At 44.2% G+C, this 421-nt stretch carries 1 pseudogene; it reads right to left on the bottom strand.

Annotated elements, in window-relative coordinates:
- Positions 1–328 (bottom strand): annotated as a pseudogene (locus AB4585_RS28100) (aerobic respiration two-component sensor histidine kinase ArcB); the annotation flags it as partial.
- Between the last annotated feature and the right edge of the window lie 93 nt (positions 329–421).

Below are 421 nucleotides of genomic sequence, written 5' to 3'. Positions count from 1 at the left end.
GGGTAAGCTGATTATTCAGTTCGAGGTCTCGCTCTCGCATATCGCTGAGTTTAGAAACCAGTTTTGAGAGGCGACGGCGAGACTCTTCAAGCTGCTCAACCACTATCGAAATAAAGTACACCGCCCAAGGCGTCATGATCAGACCAAAAGCGAGGGAGCGAAGCATGTGCTTATACTCAAACTCTTCTGCTAAGACCCAACTAATGCCTAGCTGTACAAAGATCGCCAAAGTGATCAATGCAACGGCAATGAGAAAAGAGAATCGATAGATCCCGAGTTTTACCAGAAGGTCGACGTAGTATTGTGAGTAGGTTTTCAGTTGTTTCATCAAGCAGTCCAATTGCTGTAACTGCTTGTAGTCTATCTTGCCTAACCGTAAAAGTAAGTAAGGCAAGAGAGTAATTTAGAGGTAAGTTAACTC

The sequence above is a fragment of the Vibrio sp. 10N.222.49.C9 genome (assembly GCF_041474985.1).
Lineage (GTDB): Bacteria > Pseudomonadota > Gammaproteobacteria > Enterobacterales > Vibrionaceae > Vibrio > Vibrio crassostreae_C.
This window is presented reverse-complemented; position numbering and strand designations above follow the sequence as displayed.